Annotated in this window: 10 protein-coding genes, 2 tRNA genes and 1 other RNA gene; 7 read left to right on the top strand and 6 right to left on the bottom strand. The window is 64.6% G+C overall.

Annotated elements, in window-relative coordinates; genetic code table 11:
- Window positions 1-4: 4 nt before the first annotated feature.
- Entirely contained in the window at window positions 5-2,512 is a 2,508-nt protein-coding gene (locus B2246_RS07415) for an adenosylcobalamin-dependent ribonucleoside-diphosphate reductase (protein WP_286882186.1), read from the bottom strand.
- Window positions 2,513-2,676: 164 nt separating this feature from the next.
- Between B2246_RS07415 and ffs the strand changes: the two genes are divergently transcribed.
- Window positions 2,677-2,775, top strand: an RNA gene (gene ffs, locus B2246_RS07410) — signal recognition particle sRNA small type.
- A 127-nt stretch (window positions 2,776-2,902) separates the two neighbouring features.
- On the opposite strand, the gene B2246_RS07405 is transcribed toward ffs, so the two are convergent.
- From B2246_RS07405 to B2246_RS07395, 3 genes are all read right to left on the bottom strand, one after another.
- On the bottom strand, window positions 2,903-6,466 hold the full coding sequence (locus tag B2246_RS07405; protein WP_286882187.1) for a UvrD-helicase domain-containing protein: 3,564 nt from the start codon (window positions 6,464-6,466) through the stop codon (window positions 2,903-2,905).
- The gene (locus B2246_RS07400; protein WP_286882188.1) at window positions 6,463-9,402 is read right to left on the bottom strand and encodes a PD-(D/E)XK nuclease family protein; all 2,940 of its coding nucleotides are present in this window, start codon (window positions 9,400-9,402) and stop codon (window positions 6,463-6,465) included. The genes B2246_RS07405 and B2246_RS07400 overlap by 4 nt, the downstream gene beginning before the upstream one ends.
- Window positions 9,403-9,468: 66 nt before the next feature.
- On the bottom strand, window positions 9,469-9,744 hold the full coding sequence (locus tag B2246_RS07395; RefSeq protein WP_286882190.1) for a hypothetical protein: 276 nt from the start codon (window positions 9,742-9,744) through the stop codon (window positions 9,469-9,471).
- Between the two features lie 462 nt (window positions 9,745-10,206).
- Here B2246_RS07395 and trxA point away from each other — a divergent pair, with 462 nt between their 5' ends.
- From trxA to B2246_RS07365, 6 genes are all read left to right on the top strand, one after another.
- Entirely contained in the window at window positions 10,207-10,533 is a 327-nt protein-coding gene (gene trxA / locus B2246_RS07390; protein WP_008647939.1) for a thioredoxin TrxA, read from the top strand.
- Between the two features lie 181 nt (window positions 10,534-10,714).
- Window positions 10,715-11,977, top strand: a complete 1,263-nt coding sequence (gene rho, locus B2246_RS07385) for a transcription termination factor Rho (protein ID WP_008647942.1) — start codon at window positions 10,715-10,717, stop codon at window positions 11,975-11,977.
- A gap of 78 nt (window positions 11,978-12,055) precedes the next feature.
- Window positions 12,056-12,946, top strand: coding sequence for a M90 family metallopeptidase (locus tag B2246_RS07380; protein WP_008647944.1), 891 nt, complete (start codon window positions 12,056-12,058; stop codon window positions 12,944-12,946).
- Window positions 12,947-13,113: 167 nt separating this feature from the next.
- The gene (locus B2246_RS07375) at window positions 13,114-13,374 is read left to right on the top strand and encodes a type B 50S ribosomal protein L31 (protein ID WP_008647952.1); all 261 of its coding nucleotides are present in this window, start codon (window positions 13,114-13,116) and stop codon (window positions 13,372-13,374) included.
- A 154-nt stretch (window positions 13,375-13,528) separates the two neighbouring features.
- The gene (locus B2246_RS07370; RefSeq protein WP_008647954.1) at window positions 13,529-15,313 is read left to right on the top strand and encodes an ArnT family glycosyltransferase; all 1,785 of its coding nucleotides are present in this window, start codon (window positions 13,529-13,531) and stop codon (window positions 15,311-15,313) included.
- A 75-nt stretch (window positions 15,314-15,388) separates the two neighbouring features.
- A complete protein-coding gene (locus B2246_RS07365; RefSeq protein WP_008647956.1) occupies window positions 15,389-16,738 on the top strand; it encodes an MATE family efflux transporter in 1,350 nt (449 codons plus the stop codon).
- A 202-nt stretch (window positions 16,739-16,940) separates the two neighbouring features.
- Here the strand turns inward: B2246_RS07365 and B2246_RS07360 are convergent.
- Window positions 16,941-17,017, bottom strand: a tRNA-Asp gene (locus B2246_RS07360).
- 66 nt (window positions 17,018-17,083) lie between these two features.
- Window positions 17,084-17,159 (bottom strand) — tRNA-Glu (locus tag B2246_RS07355).
- Window positions 17,160-17,224 lie beyond the last annotated feature (65 nt).

Here is a 17,224-nt window from a genome sequence, read left to right as displayed (position 1 = left end):
CCGGCTAGCCACACTCGCCCACATAACCGCAATTGGCGCACTTGGCGCAGCCGTCCACCTTGTGCAGGGCGTGCGCGCCACACTCGGGACACGGCTTGCCGGTGCCGATCCCGGCAGCCAGCTTGGCGGCGGGCGCCGCTTCGGCCGGCGAAGCCAGCGCCACAGCCGCCTCGCCGCCTTCGCGCCGGGCCAGACGGGCAGCCAGCGCCACCACCGGCACCTGGCTGCCCTCCTCGTCCAGGAAACCACGCTTGATCAAGATGCGTTGAATCGCGTAACTCAGCGCCGCCACCTCCGAATCATGGAAGCGCGGCACCTCGGTGCCGTCCTGGCGGACCAGGGAACCGTAGCGGACCGTGCCCTTGTCCCAGACCACATTCCGCATATCGGCCAGCGCCTTGGCGATCGGGCCGCCCGAGCGGGCCACCATCGACAATAGCCTCATCGTCGACGTGATCCACTGCTGGCCCTCGGAGCGCTGCCCCGCTGGCATGAAAAACTCGATTGGCCGCTCGATCGTCACCGACTGACCGCCGACCGTGCCGGACACCTGCATGAAGTTGACGGTCAGGTAGACCGTCTTGTGGCCCTCATAGGTCAAATACTCGACCTTCGACGTCACGCCTTCCAGATCGCCGAGTGGCCGGCTACCGAACGGCCGCGTCAGCGGATCGTCCTCGCTCGGCGTGGCGGGCGCCGGCGCCGTGGTGGCCGTGGCGGCCGTGGCGGCCGGGGTGACCGACAGCACCGCGCCAAGCACCTGGTTCGGCCGATACGTGGCGAGCCCCTTGAGCCCGGCCTTCCACGCTTCGAGGTAGAGATTGCGGAAGGCTTCGTACGGATAGTCCTCCGGCACGTTCACGGTCTTGCTGATGCTCGTGTCGATATAGGGCTGAACCGCCTCCAGCATCCGCATATGGTCGATGGCAGACATCTGGAGCGCCGTGACGAAGCTCTCCGGCAACTGCTCGACGTCGCCGCCCATATGGCGATAGAGCCGCCATGCATGGTCGGCCACCTCGAACGTGCGATAGCTGTCGTCGGGCATCCGCTTGCGCCGGTTGTAGGTCCACGAGAAAGCCGGCTCGATGCCATTCGACGCGTTATCGGCAAAGGCCAGCGTGATCGTGCCAGTTGGCGCGATCGAAAGCAGGTGCGAGTTGCGCAGGCCGTGTTCGCGGATGGCATCGCGGATGGGCTCGGGCAGGCGGCTCACGAAGCCGCCACTCAGATAGGCGTCGGCATCGAATAACGGGAAGCGGCCCTTCTCCTCGGCAAGTTCGACCGATGCCAGATAGGCGTGATCGCGCATGGTCTCGGAGATCCGACCGGCGAGCGCGCGCGCCGCATCGGTGTCATAGCGATGACCCAGCATCACCAGTGCGCTGCCAAGCCCCAGAAACCCCAGGCCGATACGACGCTTGGCCTGCGCCTCGGCCTGCTGCTCGGGCAACGGCCAGTAGGTGATGTCGAGCACGTTGTCGAGCATCCGCGTCGACACGCGCACGACCTCGGCAAACGCCTCGAAATCGAAGCTGGCCTGATCGGTAAACGGGCGGCGTACGAAGCGCGTCAGGTTGATCGAGCCCAGGCAGCAGCAGCCATACGACGGCAACGGCTGCTCGGCGCACGGGTTGGTGGCCTCGATCGTCTCGCAGTAGTAGAGATTGTTGTCAGCGTTGATGCGCGACAGGAACAGGATGCCAGGCTCCGCGTGGTCATAGGTGGCCTGCATGACCTGATCCCACAGCCGACGGGCCGGCACACGCCGATACACCCACTGACCGTCGTCGCGGCGATAGGCACCCGCCGCGATATCGTCCGCACCAGGCTCGGCCTCGTGGATCAGTTCGATTTCCCCATCGGCCGCCACCGCCTGCATGAACTCGTCGGTGACGCCAATCGAGATATTGAAGTTGGTCAGGTCACCGCGATCCTTGGCGTGGATAAAGCTCTCGATATCGGGGTGGTCGCAGCGCAGCACGCCCATCTGCGCACCGCGCCGTGCGCCGGCCGACTCCACGGTGGCACACGATGCATCGAACACCTTCATGAACGACACCGGCCCCGATGCGCGCGAGTGCGTGGCACGCACCAGCGCGCCACCCGGCCGGATCGAGGAGAAGTCATAGCCAACACCACCGCCGCGCCGCATCGTCTCGGCGGCCTGGGCCACGGCGGTATAGATGCTCGGCTTGCCGCCACGCACCTGGGACACCGAGTCGCCCACGGGCTGGACGAAGCAGTTGATCAGCGTAGCTTGAATGCCTGTGCCAGCCGCCGAGTTGATACGCCCGGCCGGCACGAAGCCGCCTTCCAGCGCCCAAAGAAAGCGCGAGGCCCAGGCCTCGCGTTTGTCGGCGGGTTCCACCTCCGCGAGCGCGCGCGCCACACGGCGGCGCACATCGTCAATGGTCTGTTCCTCGCCCTTGGCGTATTTTTCCTGGAGTACTTCGATGGAGATGTCTTGCGGCGCAAGCGCGCCGCGGAGGATCTGGTCGTTTGCGTTCATGTCCCCAGCCTGTCAGATGAGAGCTTTCTGGCCCGAATTTGCCGTCCGCCATGCTGCCAGCACGGCAGGGCGCCAACCCCGCTTCAGATCAAACAACGCGCCAAAGCCCCTGCCAAGAATACAAAATTGGAAACCCTCTCAAGGTTGCGTTACAATGCCGGTCGGACGGGCCTCCTCGCATGGCGGCGCGGTCAACCTGGTCAGGTCGGGAACGAAGCAGCCACAGCCGTTTTCCACCAGTGCCGAGGGTCAGGCTCGTCCCCCTAATTCCCCTTTCTGCTTTTATCTCCCGGCATTTCCCTGATTAATCTCTGGCGCCCGCCCGTTTCCGTGCGCCAGAAACGTCCTATTGTGCGCCTGTTTTGCGAATCGGGCACGGGCCGAGTGCGCTCAGAACAATGACCCCTGCTGTGTCGTGGCGATAGGCTTCGCCTGTGACGCCGAGGCACGTAGAAGCTCTACATCGATCCACTCTCCGGCCGCTGTAGCCACGCCGGCTTCGATCCGCTTGCCCGGAAACATCGGCGCCACCGCCGCTGCATAGCGCAAGAGCTGCGCGCGATAGCCCGCATGTTCCTGCGGCAACAGCCTGAGCTTGTAGTCGATGATGACGACCCGCTCGTCGAACTCCACCAGCCGGTCGATCCGCAGCAACCGGCCGCGGCCATCATAAAGCTCCACCTCGTTACGTGCCGACACGGCGTCCACCGGGAACATCAGTTCGCGCAGCGCCGGGGCCTCCAGCATTGCGCGCAAGTCCGCGACGGCCGCCTCGGCCTGCTGCCGCCAGCGCTCGCGCGCGTTCGGCGCACCCGCGCCAGTCAGCGGGAACCAGCGCAAAACCGTTTCCACGTCGGGCAAGCTGCCATGCGCATCGGGATAGCGCGAGACACGCTCGAGCAGCGCGTGCACCAGTTCGCCATGTGCCGCGGCGTCGGCATCGAACACGATGCCCTCGGCCTCGTCGTCCGCATCGTCGATCGGCAAACGGTCGTCAGCCGCATCGCGATAGCGCAGCCGGAAATCGGTATAGCGGATGCGCTCGCTGGCGGCGGTCAGGGTATCGACTGCCGCGACGTCGGTCTCTGGATAAGCCGTGATCTCGTCACCGACACCCGCCGCAGCCAGACGCACGTACCAGCTTCCGGCGATCTCCGCCCCTGGCGCGTCTTCCTTCTCCGCCTTGCTCGCGCGCCCCTTGACTCCGCTGACCAGCAGGCCTTGCTGGGCGCGTGTCATCGCCACATAGAGCAGATTCCAGTTTTCGCGATCGGCAAGCGCCGCTTCGGCGTCGAACAGCGACGCGCGAGCCATGCCGCGCTCGTCGCGCTTGCCGTAGGCGGAAAAATGCCGTGGCACCGCCGATGTCGGCGGCCAGTCAACCAGAATGCCACCACGATCGGCCGCCGGATCGCTGTGATTCGCATCGAGCAGGATCACGAATGGCGCCTCAAGGCCCTTTGCCGCGTGCACCGTCAGAATGTGAACGGCGTCGAGCTGATTGTCTCCGGCGTCGTCGGGCTCCGCCTCGGTATCCTCGACGCCTTCACCCATGCCGCCCTCGTCGGGGCTTTCATCCTCGTCACCACGCCGAATTTCCTGCAGTTCATCGATGAACTTGGGCAGGCTCGGATAGCGCCCGCCATCAAGGTCGAGCGACAGCTTCAGGAAGGCATCGAGATTGGCCAGCACCTGCTCGCGAATGGCCGCAGGCGCGGCCTCGGCATAACGGCGACGCACCTCGCCCTGGTGATAGATCTGGTCGACCAGGTCATGCACGGGCTTGTGCGGCGCAAGCGCCAGCCAGCCGCGCAGGCGCGCGACACCCGTTCGCAGCGAATCGGAAACGCGCTCAGGCAGTCCCAGCGCCTCGATGCGCGCCCACCATCCGCCCTCGCCCTCCATCATGGCCAGCAGCACCAGATCGTCGTCAGTCGCGCCCACGAGCGGGCTCTTGAGAACATGCGCGAGGTCGAGGTCCGATTCCGGCGTCATCAGGAACGCCAGGAGCGCCGAGAGGTCGAGTGCTTCCAGCGTTGTCAGCAAGCCGCCACGGCGCGGGCTCAGGCAGGGGATGCCGGCCTCGCGCATCGCACGTTCGTAATCGGCCAGGAAAGTCTTGCGTCGCACCAGCAGATGCATGTCGCGCCAGCCCGCCGGGCGAGTGCCATCGCCTTCCCTCACGGGCACCTGGTCACGCAGATAGTGCAGCCAGGCTGCCACGCGGCGACCTTCCTCGTAGCGCAGGGAGTCGCCTTTCTGCGTGCGTGGCTGGGTCAGCGTATCGCGATGGCCATCGCCCTCGGATGCTTCGTCATCCTCTGTTTCCTCCGGCTCGACGAGCGGCAGCAGCCAGACCGGTCCGGCCGGACCCCCGAGCGCCGTGGTTTGCGTTTCGTAGAGCGGATAGCGCCCTTCCGCGCGTGCGTGATCGAACACGGCGTTGACCCAGTCGAGCACCTCGGGGCGATTGCGGCGCGTGCGGTTGGTACGCAGCACGGTGGCGCCGAATCCGTCCTGAAGCATGACCCGGGCGGCATTGAACAGGCGCGCGTCCGCGCGACGGAAACGGTAAATCGACTGCTTGGGATCGCCAACCAGAAACACGGTGGGCTTCTCTCCCAGCCCCTGATAACCGGCCAGCCAGCCCTGCAGGATGCGCCATTGGAGCGGGTTCGTGTCCTGGAACTCGTCAAGCAGAAGGTGACGATATCGCGCGTCGAGACGCACCTGCAGGTACGTGGCGGTCTCCTCGTCGGCCATCAGCTTCGCCGCCAGCCATTCGAGGTCCGCGAAGTCCATCGCACGCTGGTCGCCCTTGTAGCGCTGATAACGTTCGAGCAGTGCATCGCCCAGACGGTACAGCGCCAGGTTGATCGCGAGCACCATGGCCTCGCAGCGGCGCGCCGCGATCTCGTCCAGTCGTGCGCAGTGCTCTGCGTGCTGATCCAGCAATTCGTCAACGGCACCTTCACTACCGCACGCCTTGGCCAATGCCGTGGTACGACGCAGCGAGCGCGCCTTACCCGCATCGGTGAAAAACGCGGCACGCAGCAACTGGAATGCGTTGGCGGCGGCCTCGCCCGGCGCGGCGCCTGCGTCGCGCCATGCGCGGATCGCGCGCAGTCCGTCGATGATCTTCGATGCGTGCCCCTGCTCTGTCTTGCCGCCACGACCGAGCAGCAGTGCCATCTGCGCGCATTCCTCTAGCCAGTCGTCGTCGCAGAGCGCGTCTACCAGAATGTCGGAGGTGGCATCATCCCCAAGATCCTGCGCCAGCTTCGTGGCGGGATCGCCCGACTCCTTGAACGCAAACCACTCGTTGCGTGCGTGGAACATCCGGTCGAGCAGGCCCCGCGCCTGGAAGTCGCCGATCGCATCAACCAGCGCTTCGTAGGATTCGCGCAGATCCGCGTATTGCGGCTGCGCCAGCGCGCGCCAGAACGGCGCCCAGGCCTCGCGCTTCATGCGCAAGGCATCCTCACGCAGCGACGCGCCGGGCACGATGCCCGAAGACAGCGGCGCCCCCCGCAACAACGTGCCGAACCAGCCGTGGAACGTGTCGATCGCCATGCGGCCCGGTGACGCCAGCACTTGTGCATGTAGCGTCCGCGCGCGGGGCAATGCCGCGCGCGCGGCGTCTGGAGACAGCCCGCGCATTTCCAGCTGCGTCAGCACCGCCTCGTCGGTGCCGCCGGCAAGCTGCGACAGCACTTCGAGCAGGCGTTCGCGCATTTCCTCGGCGGCCTTGCGCGTAAAGGTGATAGCCAGGATTTCGTGCGGCGCGGCGCCGGCCAGCAGCAGACGGACCAGACGCGCCACCAGCAGCCACGTCTTGCCGCTGCCCGCGCAGGCCTCCACCACCACGGAGCGGCCAGGATCGCAGGCGGCGCGCGTGAAATCGGCCTCGCCCACGGATTGGCCGTCGCGCAAATAGGCGTGAACTTCGGTCATGACTTCAGATCCGGCAACGCGGTGGACTCCCAGAAACCCTTGCGGCACAGGCCGCGGGCATCGCAATAAGTACAGGCGACGGCATCGCCGATCGCGGGCAGCTTCGCGCCTTGCCGCAAACGCACGACATCGTGCCGCAACTGGCGTTCGAGCCAGGTCACCGCTGCCTGAAATTCCGGCAGATCGACTTCCCGCTGGGCACCGGGCGAACTGTCGCGGCCGCCCTGCTTCACACCTTCCAGCGCCACCCAGCTTCCCGCCACGGCATCGGCCCGAAGCAGACCGTAGAACGCCAACTGGCAGTCTTCCTCGGCATCACCGGCCTTGCGCCGCAGGCGGCTGGCTGGCTGGGTCTTGTAATCGAGCACCGCATGAGCGCCATCCGGTCCCTTGTCGAGCCGGTCGATCCGGCCGGCCAGCCGCAGCGGCACGCCATCGGGCATCGCCACATCCACGCCGGCATCGAATTCGCCACCGCGCCAGTGCCAGCCGGCTTCCTCACGCGCCGCCTGCCATGCCACGTACGACGGCAGGACTTCCATCCAGCGGCGGTAGTAGCTGATGGCATTGCCGTCCTCGGCAATCTGCTTGCCGAACGTGGTATCCGAGATTTCCCGCAGACGCGCCAGACGCCGGTCGTTGTCACGCTCGCCAGAGGCATGGATCTCCTCGTGGTACTGCAGCAGCACGCGATGCAGCAGGTTGCCGATATCGCGCTTCTCGAGGTCGTCGCTGAGCGTGTCGAGCCCGGAAAGGCCCAGCATCCGGCTGGCGAAGAACTGATAGGGGCAACGGCGCAACGTGTTGTACGCCTGCGCGCTCCAGCGCTCTGGCACGCGCTCGGGCGCCACCGGCGCAGGCATTCCGGCGGGCTGCGCGAAGGTATCGTGCAGAGCGGGCGTGGCACTGGCTTCGATCGGCATGCCCGCGCGCGCGCAGCATGCGGACAACCGCTCGATCCAGCCGGAGACATGATGCGGCTCGCCCCGGCCGCCGAAGCGTTGCCACGTCAGCACGACGTCGCTGTTGTTGAGCAGCACTTCGGCCAGGTCCCGGGCCTGCTGGGCAAAGCGGGCCTCGCGGTCTTCGAGCCCAAGCTCGCGTCGCATCTGGTTCGAGAAAAACATCAGCTCGGCCGCGCTTGACGGCAACTGCGCATCATCGCAGCCGACTACCACCACGCCGTCGAACCGTCGCATCCGGGCGCCGTTGAGCGGGAGGATCGTGATGCGCGACTGGCTCTGCGCCGAGGGCTCCTTATAAGCCACTGATTCGAGCAATGCCGACAGCATCGCGCGAAACTCCTGCTGGTTCAGCGTGGCGTGGCTGCCGGTCTCGTCGTCGGGCAAGTCGCCCAGCTTCGCCAGCGCATCGAGCAGTTGCCGCCCGGCATCGTCGGCAGCCAGCGCAGCACGCATATCGAGCGTGTCAAGCATGGCGTCGAGGCGGCCCAGCCAGACATGGAGCGGCTGTTGCGCCAGGCCCCGCGGCCACTGCGCGGCCTCGTCGGCCAGCGTGGCGACGAGCGTGCGAGCCGCAGCGCGGATCTGCAGTTCGGCATCGCTGGCCTCCATCGTCTCCGCGTCGACCAGCGCACCTGCCGCTCGCTCGCGCTCTGCAAACAGATGCGCCAGTCTGGTCCAGCCTCCGGTAACGACAGCGCGACGGATGCGGCGTTCCATCAGCGCGATTGCCGCGCCGCGATGCTCGAATGCAGGCAGGCAAAACGGGCTCTTGAGCAGATCGAGCAGCGCCGCGCTATCGCCATCTCGCGCTAGCACGTCAAACCAGCGCATCAGCGCGGCGGCTGCGCGCGTGGTCGACAACTTCCAGCCGGTTTCATCGCGGACAGGCGCGCCGGCACGCGCCAGCAACGCGCGGGCGCGGCGGGCCACGACTCGGTCGTGGGCCACGAGCGCCACATGCCTGCGGCCTTCGTTGAGCCATTGCACGAGTTGGTCCGCTGCTGCGGCGGCTTCATCCTCGAAGCGCGCGCTGCCGATAACGCGGACGCGCGGACGTTCGGCCGGCAATTCGGCCGGCAACGCAACGGGCAAGGCCAGCGGTGCCGCGGACGGTTCGCTGTCGGCACTACTGTCCCCGTCGCGCCGGGCCTCGGGCCACAGCGCAAGCAGCGTCCGATACCAGTCGGGCTCGCCCCCCGCTTCCGATGCGCCGGTCCAGTCGTAGCCGACTTCGAGCGTCGGCACGAGTTCGCCGGCCTGCGCGAGGAATCTGGCTTCAACCGGTTCCGGCGGTGTCGGGCCAATCCAGACCACCGGCGCTGCAACCTGCTGCGCCAGGCGCTGTAGCGCCCGGCGCCGTGCCGGAAGCGGATCGTCCGGCCCCGACAGCATTTGCCAGAAGGCCAGCACGATCTGCGCCTCCTGTCCGAGGAAGCGTTCGGACAGGTGCGCATAAGTACGTTGCAGCGCGCCTTGCAGGAGCGCCGCCCGCTCATCGCTATCGTCGCTACCGTCGCCCTCGAGATCATCGTCTCCGCGGATCGCAGCGTCCTCCAGCCAGCGCGCGCTCAGTTCGTCGCTGATCGATAGCAGCGTCTGCGCCAGTCCCCATGCCGCCCCCTCTGTCTGGGCGCCAAAGGCAATCCGCAGCCAATCCTGCGAGCGAATCGCCTGTTGCACTGCCAGCAGCCGCGCGGCATGGCCACGCGTGGGGGTCGGGTCGGTAGCAAGGTCGGGGGGAAGGTCCAGCAGCCAGTGCCCGAGCGTCAGCACGCGCGGTAGCAAACGGGGCTGCCCAGCGGCACGCGCAGCGGCATCCAGCGCCTGGCGCACGCCAGGAATCTGCGCAGCCGTCGGCACGACGATGTGCGCGCCAGCGGCTACCGGGCCGCAGTGATCCAGGAAATACCACGTCGCCGTTGCAGCCTGATCGAGAAAGGACGGCCCGGGAGGAAACGAGAGTCGGGTCATGGATAACGGGGACGGAGTCGAGGCCGAGGGCAACCCGTGACCCTCGGAACAGACATCTTGTCTTGATTAGTTGTCGTCGCCTGCGTTGCCGCCCTCCAGACGGGCGCGCAGTTCGCGCGCCGTCTCCAGCAGGCCTTCATAGCCGGAGCGGGCGTGCTCGGGCAAATCGGGGTCGCCGATCAGCGTGCCGAGCGTTTCCATCACACTGTAGACCAGCCCCTTGGCGGCGCCGGTGGCGATGCTCTCGGACTCGACGGCGCTGCTGAGATGCTGCAGCGCATCGCTCAGGTGGTCCGCCTGGCTTTCATCGGACGGATTGGGCTTGCGGGAGTCTGGCGTCATGATCAATAGCGTTGTGAATCGGTTTGTGCGTCACATGCGCACGATTCCATTCTACTCGCGCGTCACGTCTGTCTGAATGGATTGCGCATGGATTGCGCGGATACGCGAAGTGCATTCTAGATCATGCCGACGAGCAAGCCTCGCATGGCCCCTTCGCGAAGGCGCGGCAGATTAACTCAAATAAGGGATGCCAATAGCTGGAAACTCTTGCTGCGATTGACACTATCATCGGCAAAACGATTCACAACACGGCACAATATCCACTGTTGCCGCCCCCGGCTAAATCCCGATTCTGGCGAGGACTTGATTTTCGCGAAGCTGGTAACATATCGGCGTCAGCGGCGCATCCTGCCGCGCGCCGTCGCGCTGCGAGTCCGCGCAATGTCGTGTAAGGTAGCGGATCGCGCCGACAGCTGTTGTCCGCCTTCAACATAAACTGAGCGATACCTGAGGTTCCCCGCCATGAGCGAACAAATCAAATACGTGAGCGACGCTTCGTTCGATGCCGACGTGCTCAAGTCCGACAAGCCCGTGCTGCTCGACTTCTGGGCCGAATGGTGCGGTCCTTGCAAGATGATCGCCCCGATCCTGGACGAAGTCGCGAAGGACTACGGCGACAAGGTGCAGGTCGCCAAGATCAACGTGGATGAAAACCAGCAAGTGCCGGCCAAGTTCGGCATTCGCGGCATCCCGACGCTGATCCTGTTCAAGAACGGCCAAGTGGCCGCGCAGAAGGTTGGCGCGCTGTCGAAGTCGCAACTGACCGCGTTTCTGGACAGCCAGCTGTAAGCTGTACCTGCCCGGGGCCGAACGGCTCCGGGAATGCACTACCCGGTCATGCGTGCGCCAGCTCTGGCGCGCCGGCCGGATTGTGCTATGATGCCACCCAACAACTTCCCCGAGCGTTCGCTCATTCTTTTCCCCCTTCTCCTTGTTCTTGCCCGTCCGGGCACTTCTGTACCCCTCGTCTATGCACCTGACAGAACTCAAATCGCTTCACGTGTCTGCGCTTCTCGAAATGGCGGCAACGCTCGAGATCGACAATGCACAGCGGATGCGCAAACAAGAACTGATGTTTGCGATCCTCAAGAAGCGCGCCAAGATGGGCGAAACCATCTACGGAGACGGCACGCTGGAAGTTCTTCCCGACGGCTTCGGTTTCCTGCGCTCGCCGGAAACTTCCTACCTGGCCAGCACGGACGACATCTACATCAGCCCCTCGCAGATCCGTCGTTTCAACCTGCACACCGGTGATTCGATCGAAGGCGAAGTGCGCACGCCGAAGGACGGCGAGCGCTATTTCGCACTGGTGAAGGTGGACAAGGTCAACGGGCAGCCTCCCGAAGCGGTGAAGAACCGCATCATGTTCGAGAACCTGACGCCGCTGCATCCGAACCGGCCGCTCACGCTCGAACGCGACATCCGCGCCGAGGAAAACATCACCGGCCGCATCGTCGACATCATCGCGCCGATCGGCCGTGGCCAGCGCGCGCTGCTGGTGGCATCGCCGAAGTCCGGCAAGACCGTGATGCTGCAGCACATCGCCCACGCGATTGCGAACAACCATCCGGAAGCCGACCTGTTCGTGCTGCTGATTGATGAACGTCCGGAAGAAGTGACCGAAATGCAGCGCTCGGTGCGCGGCGAAGTGGTGGCGTCGACGTTCGACGAACCTGCGATCCGTCACGTGCAGGTGGCCGAAATGGTCATCGAGAAAGCCAAGCGTCTGGTGGAACTGAAGCGCGACGTGGTGATCCTGCTGGACTCGATCACGCGTCTGGCCCGCGCCTACAACACCGTGGTGCCGGCATCGGGCAAGGTGCTGACCGGCGGTGTGGATGCCAACGCGCTGCAGCGTCCGAAGCGTTTCTTCGGCGCCGCGCGTAACCTGGAAGAAGGCGGTTCGCTGACCATCATCGCCACGGCGCTGATCGAAACCGGCAGCCGCATGGACGACGTGATCTACGAAGAGTTCAAGGGCACCGGCAACATGGAAGTGCACCTCGAGCGCCGCCTGGCCGAGAAGCGCGTCTACCCGGCCATCAACCTGAACAAGTCGGGCACGCGCCGCGAGGAACTGCTGATCAAGCCGGACATCCTCCAGAAGATCTGGATCCTGCGCAAGTTCATCTCCGACATGGACGAAGTGCAGGCGATGGAATTCATCCTGGACAAGATGAAGCCGACAAAGAACAACGCGGAATTCTTCGACCTGATGCGCCGCGGCGGCTGATGCCGCGCCGGTAGTCCATCCTGATAAAAAGGCGTACCCTTGGGTGCGCCTTTTTTCTTTCGCCCCCTCGCGAGAACCATGTTCGGAAAGCTGACCAGTTTCCTGCGCGCCCGCTCGAAGGCGCGCAAGCTCGCCCATTACGCGATTCCCGACGACCTCTGGGCGCAGACCGTGGCTGCCCTGCCCTTCGTGCAGCACTACAGCGAAGCGGACCTGACCGCATTGCGCGAGCTGGCCACACTGTTCATCGCCAACAAGGAATACTCGACCGCGCACGACATGGAGCTGACCGATGAAATGGTGGTCAGCGTGGCGGCGCAGGCTTGCGTGCCCATCCTCAAGCTCGGCATCGAATGGTATCGCGGCTGGCATGGCATTGTGCTCTACCCGGGTGAGTTCGTAATTCGCAAGACCGTCCAGGAGGACGTCGGCTTCGAAGACATCGGTCTCGTGCATGGCGTCGAGGAAGAGGCCAGTGGCGAGGCATGGGAACACGGCCCGGTGATCCTGTCATGGCCCGATGTGGCCTCGCCCGGCGCCGGGCTGAATGCCCACCATGGCGAACACGAACTACCGGTAGACACGTACAACGTCGTCATCCACGAGTTCGCCCACAAGCTCGACATGCTCAATGGCGAGGCCGACGGTGTGCCGCCGTTCTCGCGCGTTCTGCACCCGGGCGTCGATGCCGAGCAGTGGGCGGAGACCTTCCTGAGTGAATACGATACCTTCGCGGAGGCCTGTGACGCCTTGCCCGACCATATCTGGGACGACCCCGATCGACTGCCTCCCCGACTGCAGGTGATCGACCCGTATGGCTGCGAGGCGCCGAGTGAGTTCTTCGCAGTGGCGTCCGAAGCATTTTTTGTCGAGCCTATTGGTTTGCGACGGTATTGGCCTACCCTTTATGACGCCTTGGCCCAGTTTTATCGGCAGAATCCAGCCGGGAATGCGGCAAGCGACACTTAAGACATCGCCAGTTGCCCAGCTACGACGCCATTTCGTTTGTTGCACCTGCACTTGATTTTCTGCCATAATCCCGGTTTGCCCGTTATCGGCAAGTGGTTCGCTCGCCGCAAGCATTCTGACCTGCGGCACGACGAGCGGACTGGCTACCCAACCTGAAAGGAAGCACCATGAAAGAAGGCATTCACCCGAATTACCGTGAAGTCCTGTTCCACGACGTGTCGAACGACTTCAAGTTCGTGACCCGCTCGACGATCCAGACCAAGGACACGATCGAACACGAAGGCAAGACCTACCCGCTGGCCAAGATCGAAGTGTCGTCGGAATCGCACCCGTTCTACACCGGCACGCAAAAGATCATGGACACGGCCGGCCGCGTCGAAAAGTTCCGCCAGAAGTTCGGCAGCAAGCTGGGCGCCGCCAAGAAGTAATTGCCCCGCTTTATGCGAGCAAGCGCCGCGCCCAGAGGACAGATGCTCCCGCGGCGCGCGACCTGACAAAGAGGCAGCATCGGCTGCCTCTTTGCATTTGTGCCCCCAAAAGACGATTTTCATGCGCCGGGGTCACATGCCTTACCATCTGCCGATGAGCCAAGCCAAGACTTCTCCCGTCCATCTGACTGCCGCTGCTACCGGTGCCCTCCCGCGTGCACTGCTGCTGGCGATCTGCATCATCTATGGACTGGCTGGCCTGTTCGGCCGCGACCCCTGGAAAAACGAGGATGCCGCCGGATTCGGCGTGATGTGGCAACTCGGCAGCGGCGGCCTGCAGGACTGGCTCATGCCGAACATCGTCGGCCGCCCCTACAGCGACGATGGCCCACTCGTATTCTGGATCGGCGGCGGCATGATCCGCCTGCTTGGCGGCTGGCTCGGCGCGCCGGATGCGGCAAGACTCGCCACCGCGCTGTTCTACTTCGCCACCTGCGCACTGGTCTGGTACTCGACCTACCTGCTGGGCCGCCGCGACGAGGTGCAGCCCTTCGCCTTTGCCTTCGGCGGTCAGCCTGACGCGCGGTCCTACGGACGCGCGCTCGCCGATGGGGCCCTGCTGATCTTCCTGGCCTGCGTTGGCCTGGCGTTGCGCGGTCACGAAACCACCGCACAGGTCGGCCAGGTCTGCTTCATCGCCTTCACCCTGTACGGCCTTGTGCGCAGCCTTGACAAGCCGGTACAGGGCAGCCTCTGGTTCGGCGTCGGGCTTGGCGCCCTTTGCCTGGCCAGCGGGCCGATCCTGCCGCTGGTATTGCTTGCCGCGACACTCATTGCCGGACTGATCTGCCGACCGCTGCCGCTGATGCGGCTGCTGACGATCGGGGCGCCGCTCGGCATCCTCATCATCGCCGTATGGATAGCCACGGTATATTTCGGCGCCACCGTCACGGACGATGCGGTGACCTATATTCGCGAGTGGGCTCGCTACGACCGCCACACCTACGGCCCGCCTTCTCTGGCAGCCGCCGGCTTCATCGCACGCAACTTCTTCCTGTTCTCGTGGCCGGTCTGGCCGATTGCCGCCTTTGCATGGCTGTCGTGGCGCGGCATGCGCCGGGCACCCCATGTGACGCTGCCGCTGTCGTTCCTGGCCGTGCTGTTCGTGCTGCTGGTGTTGCTGCGCAGCCCGGGAGACGTGCAGTTCATCTTGCTGCTGCCGCCGATGGCCGTTCTGGCTGCCTTCGCGCTTCCGACGCTGCCACGCGCGGCGATCAACGCGATCGACTGGTTCTCGCTGCTGTTCTTCACGATCCTGGGCGGCACGATCTGGTTCCTCTGGGTCGCGAAGACCACGGGTTGGCCGCCGCGCATCGCCAGCAACGTATTCCGTCAGTTGCCCGGATTCCAGCACACGTTCACGATCAGCGCCGTCATCATCGCGCTGGCGGTGACGGTGGCATGGGTGTTGATCGTGCGCTGGCGCCTGTCACGCGCGCCGAAACAGATCTGGCGACCCGTGGTTATTTCCGCCGCCGGCACGACGCTGATGTGGGTCATGGCGATGACGCTGTGGCTGCCGTCCATCAACTACGGCAAGACCTATCGAGACGTGGCACAGGCCGCCCAACTGGCGCTGCCGTCCACCTATACCTGCGTGCAGCCCATCCGCATGGGCGATGCGCAGCTTGCCTCGTTTGCCTATTTCGGTCATATCCGTTTCGGCGGTCCCGATGACGGCTGCGACATACTGCTGCGGCATGATGCCGTGGACTACGGCGCCCCGAGCAGCATCTCCCATTTCGAATGGCGCCTGATCTGGGAAGGTCGCCGACCCGCCGACCGTGACGAGCGCTTCCGCATGTACCGGCTCGTCGATTTGTCGCACACCACCCCGCCACGGCCGACAATTCAGCGCCGGCTGCCGCGTCAGCCCTGAGCATCTGCCGCCCGGTAGCATCCGGACGGCGTTGCCACCCGCTGGCACGCGGCCGGCCCCTACCCTAGAAGAACGATGAGCAGCGCGCTGCAAGATATTCGTCGCATTACCCATCTGGCCGCCCCCGTGCTGGTTGGACAACTGGCGGTCATCGCGTTCGGTGTCATCGACACCATCATGTCCGGCCGTGCCTCGGCCACCGATCTTGCCGCTGTCGGCTTGGGCGGATCGATCTATGTCACGGTCTACGTCAGCCTGATGGGCGTGCTGCAAGCGCTCGCGCCTGTTGCGGGACAGCTGTACGGCGCCAACCGATCCGCGGAGATCGGCGCCGAGGTACGGCAGGCCGCATGGCTCGGCGTGGCGCTGGCCATCCCCGGCATGCTGTTGCTGCTGTTTCCCGCACCGTTGCTGGAATTCGCCAAAGCACCACCCGAGTTGGTCGAAAAAGCATCGCATTATCTGCATATCGGCGCATACGGCCTGCCCGCAGCGCTGGGGTTTCGCATCTACATGGCGCTGAACAATGCGCTATCTCGCCCCGTCATGGTGACGGTGCTGCAGATCGCTGGCCTGGCACTCAAGATTCCACTCAATGCCTGGTTCATCGAAGGCGGTTATGGCCTCGCCCCGATGGGCGGGCCCGGCTGCGCGCTGGCATCCACGCTGATCAGCTGGATATGGTTTCTATCCGGACTGGCGATCCTGCTGCGCGGTACGGCGTACCGGTCCCTGGAGATCTTCACGCGTTGGGAGTGGCCACGCTGGGACCGGATTCAGCCTCTTCTGCGCCTGGGGCTGCCGATGGGACTCACCTACCTGATCGAGATCACGTCATTCACCCTGATGTCGATCTTCATCACACGCATGGGCACCGATACCCTTGCGGGGCATCAGATCATCGCCAACCTCAGCGCCGTGGCGTACATGATGCCGCTGTCGCTATCCATCGCCACCTCGACGCTCGTCGCGCAGTCCATTGGCGCACGCGATATGGCTGCCGCGCGGCGTATCGGCTGGCGTGGCATTCGCTTGGGCGCTGGACTCTCGCTACTGACCGGCATGCTGCTCTGGCTGCTGCGCGAGCCGCTGCTGCATGCCTATGTCAGCGACCCGGCCGTAATTGCCAAAGCATTGCCGCTGATGCTGTTTGTCGCGTTCTATCAAGCCTTTGATGCTGTACAGGTCATGAGCGCGTTCATCCTGCGCGCGTACAAGATCGCGCTGATCCCGACGCTGATCTACGCCGGCTCACTCTGGGGCGTGGGGCTTGGTGGCGGCTATGTGATGGGTTTCGGCCTGATCGATGCGCTGCCCGCCTTCACTCGCGGCGCATCGGGCTTCTGGTTGGCCAACAGCATCAGCCTGGCAATTGCCGGAACGCTGCTGGTTCGATACTTCATGCGCGTGAGTCGCGTTGGATAACCCCAATCAATGGCGCACAGAAAAAATGCCCGCGTATGCGGGCATTTTTAATTTGGTGAAGCGGACGGGACTCGGCTACATCCCACAGGCTGCGGATTCGCTTGCAAGCGAATCTCTGCGAGTCCGGCCAGGTGCCGCGCAGATGGCTCGCTCCGTTTCGTACAGACGAAAAAAATGCCCGCTTGCGCGGGCATTTCTAATTTGGCGGAGCGGACGGGGCTCGAACCCGCGACCCCCGGCGTGACAGGCCGGTATTCTAACCAACTGAACTACCGCTCCTTTTTCGGTTGCTATCCGAAGCTTCGCTCCGGACAGCCAACTGGACGTTTGATTACGTCCAACATCTGGCGTCCCCTAGGGGATTCGAACCCCTGTACTCACCGTGAAAGGGTGATGTCCTAGGCCTCTAGACGAAGGGGACAGAAACTTGGGGGAGCTAAGCGGGATCGAACCGCTGACCTCTTGCATGCCATGCAAGCGCTCTCC

The organism is Cupriavidus sp. UBA2010, from assembly GCF_002335265.1.
GTDB lineage: Bacteria > Pseudomonadota > Gammaproteobacteria > Burkholderiales > Burkholderiaceae > Cupriavidus > Cupriavidus metallidurans.
The sequence above is the reverse complement of the archived record's forward strand: the minus strand, read 5'-3'. Positions and strand labels throughout refer to the sequence as shown.

Excerpts from the sequence above, each read along its gene's own strand:
- B2246_RS07365 (WP_008647956.1), top strand. The coding sequence starts at position 15,389 with ATGAGCAGCGCGCTGCAAGATATTCGTCGCATTACCCATCTGGCCGCC.
- B2246_RS07405 (WP_286882187.1), bottom strand. The coding sequence starts at position 6,466 with ATGACCGAAGTTCACGCCTATTTGCGCGACGGCCAATCCGTGGGCGAG.
- B2246_RS07415 (WP_286882186.1), bottom strand. The coding sequence starts at position 2,512 with ATGAACGCAAACGACCAGATCCTCCGCGGCGCGCTTGCGCCGCAAGAC.
- trxA (WP_008647939.1), top strand. The coding sequence starts at position 10,207 with ATGAGCGAACAAATCAAATACGTGAGCGACGCTTCGTTCGATGCCGAC.
- rho (WP_008647942.1), top strand. The coding sequence starts at position 10,715 with ATGCACCTGACAGAACTCAAATCGCTTCACGTGTCTGCGCTTCTCGAA.
- B2246_RS07400 (WP_286882188.1), bottom strand. The coding sequence starts at position 9,402 with ATGACCCGACTCTCGTTTCCTCCCGGGCCGTCCTTTCTCGATCAGGCT.
- B2246_RS07370 (WP_008647954.1), top strand. The coding sequence starts at position 13,529 with ATGAGCCAAGCCAAGACTTCTCCCGTCCATCTGACTGCCGCTGCTACC.
- B2246_RS07395 (WP_286882190.1), bottom strand. The coding sequence starts at position 9,744 with ATGACGCCAGACTCCCGCAAGCCCAATCCGTCCGATGAAAGCCAGGCG.
- B2246_RS07375 (WP_008647952.1), top strand. The coding sequence starts at position 13,114 with ATGAAAGAAGGCATTCACCCGAATTACCGTGAAGTCCTGTTCCACGAC.
- B2246_RS07380 (WP_008647944.1), top strand. The coding sequence starts at position 12,056 with ATGTTCGGAAAGCTGACCAGTTTCCTGCGCGCCCGCTCGAAGGCGCGC.